The organism is Vibrio sp. V42_P2S4T144 (assembly GCF_009904715.1).
GTDB lineage: Bacteria > Pseudomonadota > Gammaproteobacteria > Enterobacterales > Vibrionaceae > Vibrio > Vibrio alginolyticus.
In genome coordinates this window covers 1-2,414 of record NZ_WXWS01000476.1, presented here as the reverse complement: position 1 = coordinate 2,414, position 2,414 = coordinate 1, and the positions used below count along the sequence as shown (strand labels likewise).

The 2,414-nt window shown below is 42.5% G+C and carries 3 protein-coding genes; all 3 read right to left on the bottom strand.

Going from position 1 to position 2,414, the window contains the following annotated elements; translation table 11 throughout:
• Window positions 1-214 precede the first annotated feature (214 nt).
• The 3 genes from CAG68_RS15925 to CAG68_RS15915 all read right to left on the bottom strand — a co-directional run bounded on the left by CAG68_RS15925 (window position 215) and on the right by CAG68_RS15915 (window position 2,156).
• Window positions 215-535, bottom strand: a complete 321-nt coding sequence (locus tag CAG68_RS15925; RefSeq protein WP_054574302.1) for a c-type cytochrome — start codon at window positions 533-535, stop codon at window positions 215-217.
• Window positions 536-613: 78 nt separating this feature from the next.
• Complete coding sequence (gene ltaE / locus CAG68_RS15920) at window positions 614-1,618, bottom strand: low-specificity L-threonine aldolase (RefSeq protein ID WP_086047349.1); 1,005 nt, start codon at window positions 1,616-1,618, stop codon at window positions 614-616.
• 22 nt (window positions 1,619-1,640) lie between these two features.
• Window positions 1,641-2,156 carry an NUDIX hydrolase gene (locus CAG68_RS15915; RefSeq protein ID WP_005375979.1) on the bottom strand — a complete coding sequence of 172 codons (516 nt, stop codon included), beginning with the start codon at window positions 2,154-2,156 and terminating at the stop codon, window positions 1,641-1,643.
• Between the last annotated feature and the right edge of the window lie 258 nt (window positions 2,157-2,414).

Below are 2,414 nucleotides of genomic sequence, written 5' to 3'. Positions count from 1 at the left end.
CATAACTTACTTCACGTCAAATTCAATAAAGCATGAAATATCGATAAAATAGAATAAAAAGTCAATATTAATGCTTATGTTGAACTATAAATTCATCAAATATTTGAAGTGAAGTTAATTTGATTGTTTTGTGGTCAAATGTTGGGTTAATGTTTCAATATGCGTTGAGTTTGGATGATTCACGAGCTTTCATAGTCATCTGCAGGTGATCTAATCACTTGATTTCTGTCTGTTCTGCATAAAAAGCAGCGACATCACGAAGGTCTTCATCATTTAACATTTTTAACTGTGCTGCCATCATTTCTGCAAGTGGCCCTTTACGCTCACCGGCTTGGTAAGATTTCATTGCATTGTAAAGGTACTGAGCGTTTTGACCAGCAAGGCTTGGATAGGTGTTGTTCGTTGCGATGCCTGTAACACCGTGACAATAGACACAGCTAGGTGATTTGATTTTACCTTTATCAGCATTACCAAACGGCTCGGCATGGATAGCGGAAGAGAAAATAAAAGAGATTAGAAGTACAAATCTGAGCATGGAGGTTATCTATTCGCTAAAAATCATGCCGATACAATAAAGCTTCCCCTTAGGGGAAGCTCAATGATCAAAATCAAATTAAAGTAGAGATTTTATACTTGATAAGAAAGTGTCGATGTCTTTCGCTGAAATATCTTTATGAGTTACAAAACGAATTGGATTTCCAGGGGTTATCGTGATGTTTTGTTCCTTTAGTTTCGCAGCGATACTTACTATGTCCACTTGAGGAGCAAGCTTCGCGAACACGATGTTCGTTTGAACAAATTCAGGGTTGACTGAAAAACCAGGCAGTTCTGCTAAACCTTCCGCTAAGGTTTTTGCGTTGATGTGATCTTGTTTTAGCTGTTCCACTTGTTCGGTAAGGGCAAGTTTGCCTGCTGCGGCAAGAATACCCGCTTGACGCATACCACCGCCGACCATCTTTCTTAAGCGACGTGCTTTTGCGATGTAGTCTTTGCTACCAAGCAGTAGCGAGCCAACAGGGGCAGCCAGACCTTTCGACAGACAGATCGTCATTGAATCAAAGTACTGACCGATCTCTTTTACCGGAACATCAATTGCAACGGCTGCATTAAAAACGCGAGCGCCATCTAGATGCATCTGCAAGTTATGTTTATTCACGAAGTCACGTGCTTCTGCTAAGTAAGACATAGGTAGTACTTTACCATTAATTGTGTTTTCTAAGCTGAGAAGCTTAGTGCGAGCAAAGTGACAATCATCTGGTTTAATCGCAGCAGCCAGTTTATCAAATGGTAGCGTGCCATCTGGGTTATTTTCGACTGGTTGAGGTTGAATTGATCCCAAAACCGCCGCGCCACCAGCTTCGTATTTGTAGTTATGTGCTTGTTGCCCACATAGATATTCATCTCCCCGCTCGCAATGCGCCATTAAACCGAGCAGATTGGCTTGAGTGCCTGAAGTGGTAAACAAAGCTGCTTCGAAACCAGCAAGCTGCGCAGCAAATTTTTCAAGCTCATTGACCGTAGGGTCATCACCATAAACATCATCCCCAACGGGGGCCTTAAACATGGCTTCTCGCATGGCTTGGGTGGGCTGTGTAACGGTATCTGATCGAAAATCCATGAATGTCTCCTTGGTCAAAGTCCTAAATATATCCGCAAAGGCGCGCTTTGCTTAAGCAAGCGATCGTTTTGGCATCGGTGATCGTGCCATCGACAATCTTTTCTTCGAGTTGCTTGATTGACAAGGTGACGACCTCAATCACTTCGTCTTCATCGCACTCGTAACGGTTTGTTTTATTGAGCTTTTCGGCAACAAATAGATACTGTATCTCATCACAAAATCCGGCAAGAGGGGTGACTTGGCCGAGAGACGTGAATTTCTCTGCACTAAACCCCGTTTCTTCCTCTAGCTCTCTTTTGGCGCAGCAGAGTGGCTCTTCGTTGCCTTCTCTGGTACCAGCAGGAAGTTCCAATAGCCATTTATTAAGTGAAGGCCGAAATTGGTGGACAAGGACAATGTGACCCTCCGCTGTAATAGGGAGAATCACCGCAGCACCCGGATGATGGATTGTGGTGTGCGTAATTGCCTGTCCTGTAGGAAGCACAACGTCTTCTTCAATCAGAGAAATTTGCTTCCATTTATGAATTATCTTGCTCATGCAGTTATGAACCCTAGCTGTTACCGCATTTTTGACGTTTTTCGACATTAACCACAAATGGTGGGAAACAAAAGCAAAAAATACTGCAACACGACGAAAGCGTTTGCACTTTAAGTGAGCAATGTCTCATAAATGGAAACTTTGATTGCTTCGTCAAGAAGGGGAAAAGCATCTGCTATAAGGGGAATTCGACAAAATACATTTGTAACAAAGTTATAACAAGTGTATAAAAATGTTAACGCAATACCACTTCAGTAG